This window comes from Methylobacterium sp. J-068, from assembly GCF_022829445.1.
Taxonomy (GTDB): Bacteria; Pseudomonadota; Alphaproteobacteria; order Rhizobiales; family Beijerinckiaceae; genus Methylobacterium.
On record NZ_JAKSXY010000095.1, the window covers coordinates 79,089 to 94,481 of the forward strand.

The window sequence follows — 15,393 nt, forward strand, 5'->3', positions numbered from 1 at the left end:
CTCATCGGCTCACCGGCGCCGCGCGGCGGTTGTAGCCGTTCATGAGGGCGGCGAGGCCGAGGCTCAGGGTCAGGTAGACCGCCATGGTGATCGCCACGACCTCCACGGCCTGGTTGGTCTGGTTGAGCACGGTGCCCATGAAGACGTGGACGAGGTCGGGATAGCCGATCAGCACCGCCAGCGACGAGTTCTTGGTGATGTTGAGGTACTGGCTGGTCAGCGGCGGCACGATCACCCGCATGGCCTGGGGAATCGTGACGAGCGCCAAGGTCTTGGCCCGGCCGAGCCCCAGGGCGGCGGCCGCCTCGCCCTGTCCGCGCGCCACGCTGTTGAGGCCCGCGCGCACGATCTCGGCGATGAAGGCCGCCGTGTAGGTGGAGAGCCCGAGCAGCAGGGCGGCGAATTCCGGCAGCACCCCGAGCCCGCCCTCCGGCCCGTAGGGGCCGGGGGCCGGCCACGCGATCGCGACGGGGTGGCCGCTCGACGCCAACCCGATCCAGGCCAGCGCCGGCAGGCCGAGCACGAGGGCGAGCCCCGGCCAAAATACGGGCCTCGGGCGCCCGCCGGCCTCGACGCGCCGGGCGGCGCGGCGTCCCCAGGCGAACGCGCCGAGGAGGCCTCCCAGGAAGGCCAGCGGCACGAGCCAGGCGATTCCGAAAAACTCCGGGCGCGGCAGGACGAGCCCGCGCTGGCTCAGATACGCCCCGCCCCAGGCCGCCGGATCGCGCGCCTCGGGCAGCGCCACGCGCACGGCCACGTACCAGACCAGGAGCTGGAGCAGGAGCGGGAGGTTGCGCAGGGTCTCGACATAGGCGGCCGCGAGGGTCCGGGCGAGCCAGTTCGGCGAGAGCCGGGCGATGCCGACCGCGAAGCCGAGGACGCTCGCCAGCACGATGGCGAGGGCCGAGACCAGCAGCGTGTTGAGGAGCCCGACCACGAACGCGTCGAGATAGGTTGAGGTCGCGGCGGCGTAGGGGATCAGCCGCTGGCTGATGTCGAACCCGGCCGCCCGCGACAGGAAGCCGAACCCGGCGGTGATGCCCTGGCGCGCGAGTTTCTCGGACGCGTTGGTGGCGGCGAAATAGACCAGCGCCGCCAGCGCGAGGGCGACGAGGGCCTGGAGCGCGAGGGCGCGGAGACGGAACGGGCGCCTAGGCATGGCCCGTCCCACTCGGCGAGATGGGGTCCGCAGCACGCGGACGCGTCCGCCCGCTCTCGAGGGACCGCGCGGCCGCGCTCCGTCCTGCGCCCGTCCTCACCGGATCGGCGGCCCGTATTGCAGGCCCCCGTTCGTCCAGAGGGCGTTCAGCCCGCGCGGGATCTTCAGCGGGGTCGCGTCGCCGAGGTTGCGCGCGAAGACGTCGCCGTAATTGCCGACGTGGTGGACGATCCGGTAGGCCCAGTCGCCGGTGAGCCCGAGGCCCTGGCCGTACTTGCCCTCGACGCCGAGGATGCGCTTCACGTCCGGGCTCAGGGTCTCCTTGCGAAGCTGCTCGACATTGGCCTGGGTGATGCCCGCCTCCTCCGCGTCGAGCATCGCGTAATGGGTCCAAGCGACGAGGTCGCGCCAGGCATCGTCGCCCTGGCGCACGCCCGGCGCGAAGGGCTCCTTCGAGATCGCCTCGTCCAGGATCACGTGCTCGTCCGGGTGCGCGGTCTTCAGGCGCTCGCCGTAGAGGGAGGACTTGTCCGTCGAGTAGGCGTCGCAGCGCCCCGATTCGTAGGCGCCCAGGGTCTGCTCGCTGTTGGCGAAGGTGACCACCTGGTAGGTCAGCCCGCGCGTGCGGAACCAGTCGGCGGTGTTGAGCTCGGTGGTGGTGCCCTGCTGCAGGCAGATCGTAGCCCGGTCGAGCTGCTTGACCTGGGTGATGGCCAGGGATTTCCGAACGAGGAAGCCCTGCCCGTCGAAGAAGGTGATCGCCGGAAAGTTCATCGCGGCGGTGTCGCGCGACAGGGTCCAGGTGGTGTTGCGGGCCAAAACGTCGATCTCGCCCGATTGCAGGGCGGTGAAGCGCGCGGCCGAGGATTGCGGGATGAAGCGCACTTTCTCCGGATCGTCGAAGATGGCGGCGGCCAGCGCCCGGCAGAAATCCACGTCGAGCCCGTGCCAGCGCCCCTGCCCGTCCGGCATGCTGAAGCCCGCCACCCCGCCGCTGACCCCGCAGACGAGGTGCCCGCGCGCCTTCACCCCGGCGAGCGTGCCGTCCTGTGCCTGCGCGGGAAGGATGGCCGGAAGGATGGCCATGAGCCCGCCGAGAAGTGCTGTCGGGATCGATCGCATGCCGCGCATTGCAGGGGATCGGCGGCCGGGGTCAAGCCGGGATGATCCGGTGCCGGCGTCCGGCCTTCCGGGTTGACGGATGCGCGCCCGCCGGGCTGAGGTCGCGGCAAGTCCTCCCCCGCCTCCCATCGGTGCCGATGTCGAACACCCCTCCCCGTGATCCCGCCCGCTTCGGGGCCAGCACCCGCCTCGTCCATGCGGGGCGCGACCCGTCCAGCCAGCACGGCTTCGTCAACACGCCGATCTATCGCGGCTCCACGGTGCTGTTCCCGACCTACGACGACCTCAAGCACCGGCGCGGGCGCTATGATTACGGCACCTCCGGCACGCCGACGACGGATGCGCTCACGCGCGCCTGGAGCGAGCTCGCGGGGGCGGCCGGCACCGTGCTGACGCCCTCGGGGCTGGCGGCGCTCACCGTGGCGCTGATGGCGGTGGTCTCGGCCGGCGACCACCTGCTGGTGAGCGATTCCGCCTACCGCCCCACCCGCATCTTCTGCGACGGCGTCCTCAAGCGCTTCGGGGTGGACGTGGAATACTACGATCCTCTGATCGGCGCCGGCATCGGCGCCCTGATGCGCGACACCACGAAGGCCGTGCTCGTCGAGGCGCCGGGCTCGCAGAGCTTCGAGATGCAGGACGTGCCGGCGATCGCCGAGATCGTGCATGCGCGGAACGCCGCCGTGATCATGGACAACACCTGGGCGACGCCGCTCCTGTTCCCGCCGCACGCGCGGGGCGTCGACATCGCCGTGGAGGCCGGCACCAAGTACCTTTCCGGCGGCTCGGACCTGCTCCTCGGCCTCACCTCGGCGAACGCGGCGTACTGGCCGGCCCTGCACCGGACCTTCGAGCACTTCGCCATGTGCCCCGGTCCGGAGGACGTGTTCCTGGCCCTGCGGGGCCTGCGCACCATGGCCCTGCGCCTGCGCGAGCACGGCGCTCAAGGGCTTGCCATGGCCCGATGGCTCCAGGCCCGGCCGGAGGTGGCGCGGGTGCTCCATCCCGCCCTGCCCGACGATCCCGGCCACGCCATCTGGGCCCGCGATTTCTCCGGCGCCTCGGGCCTGTTCGGCGTGATCCTGAAACCCGCCCCGGAGCGCGCCGTGGCGGCGATGCTCGACGGGCTGGAACTCTTCGGGATGGGCTTCTCCTGGGGCGGCTTCGAGAGCCTCGTCATCCCGTTCGACTGCCGGACCTACCGCACCGCCACCCAGTGGAACCCCAGCGGCCCGGGCCTGCGCTTCCACATCGGCCTGGAGGATCTTTCGGACCTTCAGGCGGATCTCGACGCGGGGTTTTCGCGGTTGCGCGCCGCGCTTTGAGAGGCAGCTATCTTCAGTTCGAGCAGAGCGGCTGCGCCTCGGAACCCTCCTCTCAATTAACGCTTAACAACTTGTGCGCGTGCTCTCTTTGGGTTTCAATGGCTATGGAGCGATAGGGGTGAATGGGGCACATGACAGACGATCACGACTACGGGGGAAATTGGACTGACCAGAAATTAGATATACTTCAAAAATATTTATCTTTCTTCACAACAGCATTAAGAAATCAGAACTTTCAGCTTCTTTATATAGATGGATTCGCAGGCAGCGGCGGACGCGTAATCGAACGCATCCTTGCTAGAGAATCACCTCTTTTTGGAACAACAAATCAATCCGAAAAAGTCAACGCCCCGGGATCGGCACGAATTGCTCTTGAAACGGATCCGCCGTTCCATCGTATACTACTGAACGAACGTCATGGAAAACGCTTCGCTGCCCTCAAGAAGCTATGTGCTGAACATCCCAATATTCAAATCGATTTACTCAAAGGCGACGCGAATGATGCAATTGTCGACCTCTGTCAGTCGACGGTCTGGCGTGGGCCGCGCGTCCCAGATCGCGGCGTACGTGCAGTGCTTTTTCTAGATCCCTATGGAATGAATTTGAAGTTTTCAACGCTGGAGGTGATTGCAGCAACCCAAGCGATTGATGTGTGGTACCTATTCCCCTTAAGTGGCGTTTATCGTCAAGCCTCTATTGATGGTCGAAAACTCACATCTAAGAAACGCGAATCAATAACGCGGATCTTGGGCACAGATGAATGGGAAACTGAATTTTATCCACCACGTGAAGATCTTGATCTTTTTGGAAGCCTACCTGAATCAGTTCGCTCAGCAAACGTTCAAGCAATAGAAAATTATGTAAAGAAAAGATTGATGACTATTTTTCCAAAAGTAACAGACCCACGCAGATTAAGCATGGATAACGGAGCGCCTTTATTTTCATTATTCTTTGCTATGTCTAATCCTGATCCAAGAGCGATTGGGCTTGCTTTAAAAGCAGCCAATCACATTCTCAAAACAGGCATTTCATCCCATGTTCGACCGCGAAATTGACGTCCCGTCTTGCGCTTGTTGGGACCGCCCCACTGTTTAAAGAAGAATGCTGCGTCGCTTGCACGGCAAAGCCCCTCAATTTCCTCAACCCACGTTTCCTCAATGGCACGTGCCCTGGGGCCGCTCTCACCACCAACAATAGCCCAGTGAATATTATCTAAATTTGCCTCTCTGACTGAACTTAAGAGAGGCTCAAACGAAACAAACCGAATAGAGGCTGGAACTCTTCTTAATTCGTCAAGACGGATCAATACATCTGGACATTCAACGCTTGTTCCTAGCCACACGTTTGGTAAAACTGGCAATTCCGATGAAATCAATATTTCTGCCATACGTGCAGGTCGCTTGGTCAATATTTGAAACGTGTGATGTGAAGCTTCTTTCATAATAGTCCACACCCGCACAATGAACTCCTGCGGAACGTCTTCATGAAAAAGATCACTCATGGAGTTCACGAATACCAGCCGCCTGCCCCGCCAGTGCCGTGGGGCGTCAAGCGCGGCTTCATTACATTGAACACGACCGGTCCAAACCGCGCGTCCACCGCTCTTCCGTGTCAATCCCTGGTATTTTGCAATACCCATAGCTTCGAGCCGAGCTGCCATCCGCATGGCATAGCAATTAGTGCACCCAGCACTGACGATAGTGCAGCCCACGACAGGATTCCAAGTCGTATCAGTCCACTCAATTTTTGTATCCGCCATGGCTCATGCTCTCCGCGGAGATCTCATTCTAGAACGTGAATCGACCACAAACACAAGTAGTGCCGGAGTGATTCGTATGGATCAACTCCTACCTCTCAGTCCTACGCCTCACGGCACCAGCCAGCACCCAGCCCAGCCGTCGGCCCGTTCCCAGGCGGCCCGGCGGTGCCCGCGCCGGTCGAGGTAGAGGAATTCGAGGCGGGCCACGCGCAGGATCGCGGCGCAGAAATTCGGTCGGCCGAGCGTCAGCGCCGTCTCGGCATCCGGCAGGGTGTAGGCGTGCCCCTCCGGCAGGATCGCGCCGGGGGCCGGGTCGGCGCCGTAGCAGACCCGGCTCATCGCCATCGCGCCCGTCCAGGCGGCCTCCGCCAGGGCGTCGTCGGTGTGGAGGGTCGCCGGGCCGGCGGCGCGGATCTGGATCTTCGAGGCGGAATCGTAGCCGTGGAGGGCCGCGACCCCGGAGGCCGCGATCTCGGCCGCCTTGGCCGAGCGCCGGTCGCAGTGGAAGCGCAAGGTTCCGGCCGCGCGGTCGGCCGCGCGCAGCACCACGGTGCGCACCTGCGGCTGCCCGTCCGCGTCGACCGTGGCCAGCGCCGGCATGTGGAAGGCGTTGCGCCGGAGCGCCGGCCCCTCCTCCAGCAGGCGCCAGACCTGCGCCAGCGCCGCGTCGAGGTCGTCGTGGAAGGGCGGCAGCGGGGTCATCGGGGCAGGATCATCGAGGCGGGGGCACGGCGCGGGCGGCGCGGCGCTCGCGCAGGATCAGGATGACGTTGCGCAGGTAGATGAAGGTCGAGAGCGCCTGCCCGAAGATGATCACGGGCTCGCGCCGCACGAGGCCGTAGACCAGGGTCATCAGCCCGCCCGCGATGGAGAGGAACCAGAAGGCGAGCGGCATCACGCTGCGCCCGGCCCGCTCGGAGGCGAGCCACTGCACCACGAAGCGGGCGCCGAACACGGCCTGCGCCAGGATGCCGAAGACCAGCCAGGCATCGAAGCGGGTGACGAAGACGTCGTAGACGTAGCCTCGAACGTCCGCGGCGAGCTGGATCAGCATGGGCTCACGCTCCGGTGATGTCGGTGACCCGAGGCGTCACGCGCTTGCGCCGGATCAGCCACCACACCCCGGCCAGATCGAGGAGCCCGACCCAGAGCCGGTCGAACAGGCCGTATTTCGAGGTGCCGGTGAAGCGCGGCCGGTCGATCACGTCGCGGTGGACCACGTCGTAGCCCGCGCGGGACACGAGGGCCGGCATGAAGCGGTGCAGCCCGTCGAAGAACGGCAGGGCCTGATAGGCCTCGCGCCGCACCAGCTTGTAGCCGCAGCCGGTGTCGCGGGTGGAATCCTTGAGGATGCGCACGCGCACCCCGTTGGCGATGCGCGACTGGATCGTCTTCAGCCGCCCGTCCTTGCGCCCGACGCGCTGCCCCTGGGCGAGGCCGACGCGCGCGCCGCCCGCCTCGATGGCCTCCAGCAGGGGAAGGAGGAAGGCCGGGTCGTTCTGGCCGTCGCCGTCCATCAGGGCGCAGATGGGCGCGCGGGCGGCGGCGATGCCGGTATGCACCCCGGCCGCCTTGCCGGCGGTGCGGTCGTGGCTGAGCACCCGGAGCCAGGGCCGCCCGCGCCGCGCCGCCGCCAGGGCCTCGGCGGTGCCGTCGGTGGAGCCGTCATCGACGTAGATCACCTCGAAGGGCGCCAGGGCCAGGCAGGCGGCCTCGAGTTCGGAGACGAGGCTCGCGATGTTGCCGGCCTCGTTCTTCACCGGGACGATCACGGAGAGGCGCATGGGGGTTCGATCCGAGAGAGGTCAGGGCGTGACGGCATAGGCCGAGAGGTCGACCCGGCGCCCGCCGTTGATGTTGAAGCCCGAGACCGTCCCGACCCGGTTCGGCGCCAGCCCGGCGGCTTTTGCCTCGGCATCGAACGCCGCCGCGAACCGGCCCTCCACGTAGACGAGGCGGCAGCCCTCGCCCTTCAGGAAATCGGCGGCCTCCGCGCCCGTGCCCAGCATGGCCAGGTCCGTTCCGATCAGGAAGACGAAGCTCGGCTCGCGGTAGCCGAGGCTCGCCACGCGGGGATGCGGACAGGGCAGGGCATCGCGGATCGCGGCCAGACGCGGCGAGACCTTGAGGGCGGCGATCACCGGCTGGGTCAGGCCGAACACGGCGGGCGAGAGCAGCATCGAGGCCAGGATGCCGAGGCCGAGGGCCCGCTCGGGCAAGCCCTTCGCGAACGCCGCCCAGGCCAGGGCCGCCACGGCGCAGGCGGCCAGCAGCAGCGGCAACCCGGCCAGAGGCAGGGTCCGGTCGTAGACCCAGGCGAAGGCCGAGAGGCCCAGCGTGAGCCCGACCGGGATCAGCACCACGAGGCCGGCGGTGAGGCGCGCGCCCCGGCGCTCGGGGTGGAGCGCCCCGGCGGCGAGCGCCCGCAGGGTGAGGATGGCGATGGCCGGCATCAGCGGCAGCACGTAGTGCGGCAGCTTCGTCGGCACGATCTCGAACAGGATCCAGGTCGGCACGATCCAGGCGAGGAGGAAGGCGATGGCAGGGTCGCGGCGATGGCCCCAGGCGAAGGGCGCGCTCAGGGCGGCAAACGCCGCGCCGGGCCAGAACGTGCCGAAGAACACCAGCAGGTAGGCGCCCGGCGGGGCGAAGTGCTTCTCCGAGCCGCCCTGCACCTTGCTCAGCATGTCGTGGCCGACCGCCTCACCGTAGAAGGCGCCGCCGCTCTTCCAGGTGATGGCGAGGAACCAGGGCGCCACGATCACCAGGGTGAGGGCCAGGCCGAGACCCGGCCGCAGGACACCGAGCCAGCGGCCGGAGCCGGACCGGAGGGAGAGGATCAGGGCCGGCAGGCCGCAGAACAGCGGCACCATCGGCCCCTTGATCAGGATGCCGAACGCCAGCCCGAGCCAGAAGGCCAGCACCGTGACGGTGTCGAGGCGCGGCGCGTCGGGACCGGTGCCCGCCCGCCGGAGCCACGCCCGGGCGAGGCCCCCGAAGCTCGCGACCGCGCAGGCGCAGAGGAGCGCGTCGGTCTTGGCGAGGCGCGCCTCGGCCGAGAGCACCACGCAGGCCCCGAACAGGGCGGCGGCGAGCACGGCGCCGCGCCGGGGCAGGAAGGCCAGGGCCGACCAGTAGGTGAGGAGCACCGCCCCGATGGCGCCGAGGAGGGAGGGGATGCGGTAGAGGCCGATGGTGGTGCGGGCGTTCGGCACGCCGAGCGCCTCGGCGGCGCCGACGAAAGCCGCCTGCGCCCAGTAGATCCCCACCGGCTTCTTGTGCCGGGCCTCGCCCTGGAAGCGGATGTCGACGAGGTCGCCGGTCTCCAGCATCTGCTTCGAGGCCTGGGCGAAGCGCGGCTCGTCCCGGTCCATGGGCTGGAGCGAACTGAGCCCGGGCAGGAAGCAGACGAGGCAGAGCGCCACCAGGATCGCGCAGGCCCGGGCATGGCTCCGGGTCGCGGCGGCCAGGATGGCGTCCGGAAACACGAAGGCGTCGCCACGGGCCGGGCGAGGCACGAAGGCGCGGCCGGTCATGCGGAAGGATGGGCCGTCAGGCGGGACATACGCGGCTCCGGGCCGGCACTCGGCCCGGGAATCCGCCCGGGAACCCGGTCGATGATTCCGGTCGATGCCGCGAGGCGGGCGGTGTCGATGATGCGGCCCGGAATGTCAAATCCCGCGCGTGCTCAATCCTGGCTGGCCTCCCGTTCCGGCGCGCCCTCCCCGCGCGCGCGGAACCGCCCGCGATAGGCCGCCGGGGTCACCGCGACGTGCCGGAAGAAGCTGCGCCGCAGGGTCTCCTCGGAGCCGAAGCCGCAGCGCTCGGCCACCCGCTTCACCGGGAGCGCGGTCTCGGCCAGGAGCCCGCGCGCCGCCTCGACGCGCAGGCGTTCCAGGGCGCGCGCGGGGGTCAGGCCCGTGGCCGCGCGGTAATGGCGGGCAAAGCCGCGCGGACTCATGCCGGCGACCTCGGCGAGGCGCGCGACCGTGAGCTCCTCGGCCAGGTGCTCGGCGATCCAGGCGTGCAGCGGCTCGAAGCGCGCGGCCCCCGCCTCGGGCGACAGGACCTGGAGCGCCAGGACGGTGCTGAACTGGGCCTGGCCCCCCGGGCGCTTGAGGAACACCACGAGGTGCCGGGCGACGGCCAGGGCCGCCGCCCGGCCGAGATCGGCCTCCACCAGGGCCAGCGCCAGGTCGATCCCCGCCGTCACCCCGGCGGAGGTCCAGACCGCGCCGTCGCGGATGAAGATGGGGTCGGGCTCGACGCGGATGTTCGGGTAACGCCGCGCGAGCTCGGCGCAGTGGGTCCAGTGCGTCACCGCCCGGCGCCCGTCGAGAAGGCCCGCCGCGCCGAGGAGGAAAGCGCCGGTGCAGACCGAGGCCACGCGCCGGGCCCGGGGCGCGCGGGCGGCGATCCAGCCGGGCAGGTCGCCCGCCGCCGCGTCCGTGACGCCGCGCCCGCCCGCCACCAGCAGCGTGTCGAGGGGCCGGTCCGCGGGCGGAAGCGGCTCCCCGGCGAGGTCGAGCCCGGCGGAGCTGCGGACCCGGCCGTCCCGCGCCGCCACGAGGCGCGGGGCGTAGGGCGGCCGGCCGGGCGCCGCCAGGTCGTTGGCGGTGGCGAAGACCTGGAGCGGTCCCGCCACGTCCAGGAGCTGGACATCCGCGAAGGCCAGGATCTCGATGCGGCGGGGCGTATCGGCGACGTCTGGCAGGAAACGAGGGGTCTTCGTCATATCTGCCGGATCGTGTTCGATTAGGGTCGTGCCTGTCCAGACCTGACGGAGCATCCACGATGGCCCTCGAGATCGGCCTCCTCACCTTTCCGAACGTTCAGCAGCTCGACCTCACCGCGCCCTACGAGGTGTTCGTCGGAATCCCCGGCGCCCGGGTTCACCTCGTGGCGGCCGGGCCGGACCCGGTGATCAGCGCCACCGGCCTCGTGCTCACCCCGACGATGCGGATGGCGGATTGTCCGGCCCTCGACGTGCTCTGCATCCCGGGCGGCCTCGGCGTGAACGCGCTGATGCAGGACGCGGGCGTGCTCGACTTCGTGCGCGCGCAGGGGCGGAACGCCCGCTACGTCACATCCGTCTGCACCGGCGCGCTGGTCCTCGGCGCGGCGGGCCTGCTCGGGGCACGGCGGGCCACCACCCACTGGGCCGCCCTCGATCTGCTGGCCGCCTTCGGGGCGATCCCGGTGGCCGAGCGGGTGGTGCGCGACGGCAACCTCGTCACCGGGGGCGGCGTCACCGCCGGGATCGACTTCGCCCTCACCCTCGCGGCCGAACTCTGCGGACGGCCGGCGGCCGAGGGCATCCAGCTCGGCCTCGAATACGCGCCGGCCCCGCCCTTCGGCGCCGGCACGCCCGCCACCGCCGACCCCGCGGTGCTCGCCGCCGCCCGGACCCGCCTCGCCGCCAGCCGGGCCGAGCGCGAGCGGATCGTGCGGGCGATCACCGGGGCGACCGGGATCGTATCCTGGCGCGACGGGCCGGCGGGGTGAGCCTGCCCACGGCTCTCGTCGGTTCGCGATCTTTGCAGCTTCGAAAGTATTCTGCGCGTCTATCGGCCGGGGCGCCCGGCATGGGACGATGGATCGTCTGCCGGCCCTCAGCGCGGGAGTGAACCATGACGATGGGCCTCGCCTCCGATTCGGGCGCGGCGGCGCGGGGTGACCTGCCCGACGCCGTGCGCGTCGCGACGATGGGCGCGATCCTCCTCTTCGTCCTGATCGGCGCCGATCCGTTCCTCGACGGGACGGCGGCCGAGAACGCGGCCTCCCGCGCGGGCGGCAACCTCGTCAACCAGGTGCTGTTCCTGATCCTGGGCGCGGCCTCGGTCGCCGTGCTGGCCTGGCGCGGGCGGGAGGCGTTGCGCCCGCTCGCCACCCTGCCGATCCTGGCGATGCTCGGCTGGATCTGCGTCTCCACCGCGCTCTCGATCGAGCCCGCCGTCTCGGCGCGCCGCCTGATCTCGCTCTTCATCATGTTCGGCGGGGTGGTGAGCGTGCTGGTGCTCGCCCGCGACGCGCGCCAGTTCGCCGACGTGCTCGGCGGGAGCGTGCTCCTCGTCCTCGTCCTCTGCTATCTCGGCCTCGTCCTCGTGCCCGAGCGCGCCATGCACACGGCCCTCGACCTGATCGAGCCCGAGCATGCGGGGAGCTGGCGCGGCGTCTACGCGCACAAGAACGGCGCGGGCGCGGCCATGGGCCTCTACGTCATCGTCGGCCTGTTCTGGGCCGCGATGGGCCGGCGGGTGCCCGGCACCCTGGTCGTGGTGCTGGCGGCCGTCTTCCTCGTCTTCACCAACGCCAAGACCTCCCTGGCCATGACCCCGGCGGTGCTCGGGCTGAGCTGGGCCTGCACCCTCTCGGGCTCGCGCAACTGGCGCCGGCTCGTGCTCCTCGGCCCCCTGGCGCTGCTGCTCGTCGCGACGGTGGGCTCGGTGATGGTGCCGGCCATCGGGGCGGCGGTCGCGAGCCTGACCTCGGACCCGACCTATACCGGCCGCACCGAGATCTGGACCTTCGCGCTCGAGAACATCGCCAAGAAGCCCATCACGGGCTTCGGCTACGGCGCCTTCTGGGAGAGCGTGTTCTACGGCGGCGGCGCCGACGCGACGACCTGGGTCAACCGCGCCACCGACGCGCATGACGGCTACCTCAACACGGCCCTCGAGAACGGCCTGCCGGGCCTCGCCTTCACGGTGTGGTGGCTGGTGCTGGCGCCCCTGTCCGATCTTCAGGCCCGCCGGCGCGAGCGCGGCCAGCTCGACCCGCTCGCGATGCTGTTCCTGCGGATCTGGCTGTTCGGCCTGATGGTCGCGGTGTTCGAATCCGTGTTCTACCAGGCCACCAACACGCTGTTCTTCCTGCTCTGCGTCGCGGTGCTCGGCCTGCGCTTCTCCGCCGGGGCGCGGCTGATCGAGGCCGCCCCGCGATGAGGCGCGTGCCGGATGCGGGGCCGCCCCTGCCGCCGAGCCGGGCCCATCCGCCAGTCGCCCCGCTGCGGGCGCTCACGGCCCTGCGCTTCGTGGCCGCCGCCTATGTCCTGGTGTTCCACTACGCCGGCTTCTTCTTCCCCGGGGCCGCCCCCCCGGCCGTGATCGGCCTCGGCTATTCCGGGGTGACGTTCTTCTTCCTGCTCTCGGGCTTCATCCTGGCCTACAACTATCACGCGGTGGACCTGTCCGACCGCGCCGCCCTCGCCCGCTTCGGCCGGGCGCGGGTGGCCCGGATCTACCCCGTCTACCTCGTCTGCCTCGCCCTCAGCCTGCCCTGGTTCGCCGCCTGGGTCATGAAATCAGCGCCCCCCCTCCAGGGCCTGATGGCCGCGAGCGGAATCCTCGCGCCGCTCGGCCTCCACGCCTGGGTGCCGGGCGCCGCCTGCGCCCTCGATTGCCCGAGCTGGTCGGTCTCGGCCGAACTGTTCTTCTACGCGCTGTTTCCGCTCCTGCTGCCCCTCGCCCTGCGGGCACCGGGCCGCGTCGCGCTCCTCACCCTCGGCGCCTGGGGCGCAATGAGCGCTGCCGCCATCCTCGCCTGGGCGCGCTACGCGCCCGGCCTCTCGCTGATCTCACCCGAGGCGGGCGCCGGGCCGGTGCTGCTGGCCCAGGCGATCAAGTACAATCCCCTGCTGCGCTTGCCGGAATTCGTGGCCGGCCTGCTCCTCTACGCGGCCTGGACGCGGATGCGGATGGCGACCCCGGCGCTCCTCGGCCTGTCCACGCTCTCCGCCCTCGCGCTCATCGCGGCGGCGCCGCGCCTGCCCGAGGCGCTCCTGCACAACGGGCTCACCGCGCTCGCCTGGGCGCCGCTGATCCTGGCCGGCGCGCAGATCCGCTCCGGCCCCCTGGTGAGCCCGTGGTTCGTCTTCCTCGGCCGGATCTCCTTCGCGCTCTACCTCGTGCATTCCCCGGTCTACGCCCTCGTGAACAGCCTCGACCGGGCCGCCCTCGGGGGCCGGCTCGCCGCCCTGCCCTGGCTCGGGGCGGGCCTCGCCGCCGCGCTGGCCCTGGCGCTCAGTCTCGCGCTGCATCTCGGCGTCGAGGAACCGGCGCGCCGGCGCATCCTGCGCCGGACCTCGGGCGAGGCCGCGCCCCTTCCCGCCGGTTGAGCCGACCCGAATGGTCTACCGCCCCGACATCGACGGCCTGCGCGCACTCGCGGTGCTGGTGGTCCTGGCCTTCCATGCCGGAATGCCCGCGCTGAGCGGCGGTTTCGTCGGGGTCGACGTGTTCCTCGTCATCTCGGGCTACGTCATCACCGCCAAGATCCTCGCCGACGTCGAGGCCGGGCACTTCACCGTGGCGGGGTTCTACGAGCGGCGCATCCGCCGCATCCTGCCGATGCTGGCCGCGACCCTCCTGGGCACCGCGCTGGCCGCCCCCCTGCTGCTTCCGGCGCCAGCGCTGGCCGATCTGGCGCGCAGCATCGCCGCCTCCGCCGGGTTCGTCTCAAACCTCTATTTCTGGAAGAGCTCGAGCTATTTCGACGTCGCCGCCCAGACCCGGCCCCTGCTCCACACCTGGTCGCTCTCGCTGGAGGAGCAGTTCTACCTCTTCATTCCCCTGCTGCTGCCGGTGCTGCTGCGCCGGCCTCACGGCCGGAGCCGACGCCCCGCGGCCGCGATCCTGCTCGCCGGGGCCCTGGCTTCGTTCGCGCTCAGCCTCTGGCTCACCCCGCGCGCGCCGACGACGAGCTTCTACCTGCTGCCGACGCGCGCCTGGGAACTGCTCCTCGGCGGCCTGCTCGCCTTCCTCCGGCCCGGGCTGGTTCCGGCGCGCGCGCCGCGCGAGGGGCTGGCCGCGGCCGGGCTCGCGCTCATCCTGGTGCCCATGCTGAGCTACGACGAGGCGACGCCCTTCCCCGGCCTCGGCGCCGTGCCGCCCTGCCTCGGGGCGGCGTTGATCATCCTGGCGGGCGCCTCCGGACCCAGCCGCGTCGGGACCCTGCTGGCGGCGCGCCCCTGCGTCGCCGTCGGGCTCGCGTCCTACGCGCTCTACATGGTGCATTGGCCGCTGATCGTGCTCACGCGCTACGCGCTGCTGCGCGACCCCACCGGCCTCGAGACCGTGGCCCTGATGGCGGCCTGCGGTCTCCTCGCTTATGCGGGCCGGCGCTGGATCGAAACGCCGTTCCGGTACCCCGCGCGGCCCGTGCCCCGGACCGTCCTGTTCCGCCGCACGGGCGCGGCGCTCATGGCCAGCGCCGCCCTCGGCCTCGCCGTGGGAGCCTGGGCGCGCGGGGCGGACCCGGCGGCGACATCGCTGGCCGCCCTGGAGCGGGAGGCGTGGCGGGGCGGGCGCTGCTTCCTCGAGAACCAGGACCCGTCCGCCTGGGCCGGGGAGGCCTGCCGGCTCGCCACCGGCACCGGGCGCACCGCCCTGCTCTGGGGCGATTCCTTCGCAGCCCACTACATGCCCGGTCTGGCGCGGAACGCCGGCGCCCTGAGCCACGACATCCTGCAATACACCGCCGCCGGCTGCCCGCCGCTCCTCGCCTACCGCTCCCGCGCCCATCCAGACTGCGCGGCCTTCAACGCCCGCCTGCCCGAGGTGATCCGCGCGCACGGGGTCGACCACGTGGTGCTGGCCGCGCGCTGGGACCTCGTTCCGCCCCGCGCCCTGGCGAGCCTGCCCGACACCCTGGCGCGTTTGCGCGTGGCGGGGGTCTCGGTCTCGCTCATCGGCCCCTCGCCGCTCTTCGCCTTCGACGTCGCGCTCCTCGGCGCGCGCGGCGCCGGAACCCGGAACGACGGCTCGGCCGCCTGGTTCGCCCGGTCCGGGCACCGGGAGGCCGAGACCCTGCGGGCCTTGGCGCCCGGCGCCGGCCTCATCGATCCGGAAGCCTATTTCTGCACCCCGCCCCTGTGCCGCTACCGGGCCGAGGGCACCGATCTGTTCGTGGATTACGGCCACTTCTCGGCCGCCGGCAGCGACCGGGCGGTGCGGGCCTATTTTCCGCTGCTCCGGCCCCTGCATGCGGCCCTGGCGCCCTGAAGATCCCGTCAGCGTGCGTTCAGACGT

General features: G+C 70.2%; 14 protein-coding genes. 6 read left to right on the forward strand and 8 right to left on the reverse strand.

The genetic code is table 11. The features are described 5' to 3' along the window. Position 1 precedes the first annotated feature (1 nt). Positions 2-1,159, reverse strand: a complete 1,158-nt coding sequence (locus MKK54_RS15950) for an amino acid ABC transporter permease (protein WP_244012174.1) — start codon at positions 1,157-1,159, stop codon at positions 2-4. 96 nt (positions 1,160-1,255) lie between these two features. Next, positions 1,256-2,245, reverse strand: coding sequence for an amino acid ABC transporter substrate-binding protein (locus tag MKK54_RS15955; protein ID WP_244012175.1), 990 nt, complete (start codon positions 2,243-2,245; stop codon positions 1,256-1,258). A 173-nt stretch (positions 2,246-2,418) separates the two neighbouring features. On the opposite strand from MKK54_RS15955, the gene metC reads away from it, so the two are divergent. Together metC and MKK54_RS15965 are read left to right on the forward strand one after the other, a co-directional pair. Next, positions 2,419-3,606 (forward strand): cystathionine beta-lyase, encoded by a 1,188-nt coding sequence (metC, locus tag MKK54_RS15960; RefSeq protein WP_244012176.1) that lies wholly within the window; start codon positions 2,419-2,421, stop codon positions 3,604-3,606. A 131-nt stretch (positions 3,607-3,737) separates the two neighbouring features. Beyond that, positions 3,738-4,661, forward strand: coding sequence for a three-Cys-motif partner protein TcmP (locus MKK54_RS15965; protein ID WP_244012177.1), 924 nt, complete (start codon positions 3,738-3,740; stop codon positions 4,659-4,661). Here MKK54_RS15965 and MKK54_RS15970 read toward each other — a convergent pair. The 6 genes from MKK54_RS15970 to MKK54_RS15995 form a co-directional block, all read right to left on the reverse strand. Beyond that, a complete protein-coding gene (locus MKK54_RS15970; protein ID WP_244012178.1) occupies positions 4,613-5,365 on the reverse strand; it encodes a DUF5131 family protein in 753 nt (250 codons plus the stop codon). The genes MKK54_RS15965 and MKK54_RS15970 overlap by 49 nt on opposite strands. 108 nt (positions 5,366-5,473) lie before the next feature. Next, positions 5,474-6,067: a pyridoxamine 5'-phosphate oxidase family protein gene (locus MKK54_RS15975; protein WP_244012179.1), complete on the reverse strand. Its 594-nt coding sequence runs from the start codon at positions 6,065-6,067 to the stop codon at positions 5,474-5,476. Positions 6,068-6,077: 10 nt separating this feature from the next. Next, positions 6,078-6,419 carry a lipid-A-disaccharide synthase N-terminal domain-containing protein gene (locus MKK54_RS15980; protein WP_244012180.1) on the reverse strand — a complete coding sequence of 114 codons (342 nt, stop codon included), beginning with the start codon at positions 6,417-6,419 and terminating at the stop codon, positions 6,078-6,080. 4 nt (positions 6,420-6,423) lie between these two features. Next, positions 6,424-7,149, reverse strand: coding sequence for a glycosyltransferase family 2 protein (locus tag MKK54_RS15985; RefSeq protein ID WP_244012181.1), 726 nt, complete (start codon positions 7,147-7,149; stop codon positions 6,424-6,426). A gap of 21 nt (positions 7,150-7,170) precedes the next feature. Further along, positions 7,171-8,901, reverse strand: coding sequence for an ArnT family glycosyltransferase (locus MKK54_RS15990; RefSeq protein ID WP_244012182.1), 1,731 nt, complete (start codon positions 8,899-8,901; stop codon positions 7,171-7,173). Between the two features lie 152 nt (positions 8,902-9,053). Continuing rightward, on the reverse strand, positions 9,054-10,100 hold the full coding sequence (locus MKK54_RS15995) for a GlxA family transcriptional regulator (RefSeq protein ID WP_244012183.1): 1,047 nt from the start codon (positions 10,098-10,100) through the stop codon (positions 9,054-9,056). Positions 10,101-10,159: 59 nt separating this feature from the next. On the opposite strand from MKK54_RS15995, the gene MKK54_RS16000 reads away from it, so the two are divergent. The 4 genes from MKK54_RS16000 to MKK54_RS16015 all read left to right on the forward strand — a co-directional run bounded on the left by MKK54_RS16000 (position 10,160) and on the right by MKK54_RS16015 (position 15,366). Beyond that, positions 10,160-10,870, forward strand: a complete 711-nt coding sequence (locus MKK54_RS16000) for a DJ-1/PfpI family protein (RefSeq protein WP_244012184.1) — start codon at positions 10,160-10,162, stop codon at positions 10,868-10,870. Between the two features lie 125 nt (positions 10,871-10,995). Further along, positions 10,996-12,309 (forward strand): O-antigen ligase family protein, encoded by a 1,314-nt coding sequence (locus tag MKK54_RS16005; protein ID WP_244012185.1) that lies wholly within the window; start codon positions 10,996-10,998, stop codon positions 12,307-12,309. Further along, a complete protein-coding gene (locus tag MKK54_RS16010) occupies positions 12,306-13,481 on the forward strand; it encodes an acyltransferase family protein (RefSeq protein WP_244012186.1) in 1,176 nt (391 codons plus the stop codon). Before MKK54_RS16005 ends, MKK54_RS16010 begins: the two co-directional genes overlap by 4 nt. Before the next feature lie 10 nt (positions 13,482-13,491). Further along, entirely contained in the window at positions 13,492-15,366 is a 1,875-nt protein-coding gene (locus MKK54_RS16015) for an acyltransferase family protein (protein ID WP_244012187.1), read from the forward strand. Positions 15,367-15,393 lie beyond the last annotated feature (27 nt).